At 44.8% G+C, this 714-nt stretch carries 1 protein-coding gene; it reads left to right on the top strand.

Features of this window, described 5'->3' with window-relative positions; translation table 11 throughout:
- Positions 1-714: fibronectin type III domain-containing protein (locus A3757_RS26340; protein WP_197469762.1), on the top strand; the 714-nt coding region annotated here is incomplete at both ends.

Here is a 714-nt window from a genome sequence, read left to right as displayed (position 1 = left end):
CGCAGTATTCAGTTGTTGTTGCTATCTCCGATATTGCTGGAAATGGGCCTGTATTAAGCTCACCACAAACGGTAACCACACTATTTGAACTTGATATTTCTGCACCTGAAATAACTGGACCCATCGTAAGTGACATAAGCCAAACGACCGCAATCGTTCGCTGGACGACTAACGAAGCAGCAGATAGTGGTGTTTCCTATACGGACGGGAATAGCACTAATACGCTTCAAAGCGAGCCCTTGGTTCGTTCGCATGAAATGTATTTAAGTGGTCTAGATGCTAATACTACTTATGTCTTAAGGGCGTCTTCCACTGATGCAGCCGGGAACGGGCCGAGCATTTCCGCGCCTGTTGAATTTACTACTTTAGCTTTGCCTGACACGACAGCACCTCAAATTATCGCAGGGCCTATTGTTGAAAATATTACAGTTAGCAGCGCAGACATACTTTGGTCAACTACCGAGTCTTCATCTCGTACGGTTCGTCTGGGGCTAAGCGAAGAGTCCCTAGATCAGACTTTTACTCTAAATGGATTTTCTACTGAACACAGCGTTCCTGTTTTCAACCTTGCTGCCGACACCCGATATTACTTTAGGGTCGAGTCTTCAGATCTTTCTGATAATACCGTTACCAGTAATGTGCTTTCATTTAAAACCTTATTACCCGGTGTTGCGCCCGTTACACTAGAAATTGTAGCAGAGCCAGTCATAGAAA

The sequence above is a fragment of the Oleiphilus sp. HI0117 genome (assembly GCF_001635235.1).
Note: the sequence above shows the minus strand (reverse complement) of the source record. Positions and strands in the feature narration are given on the sequence as shown.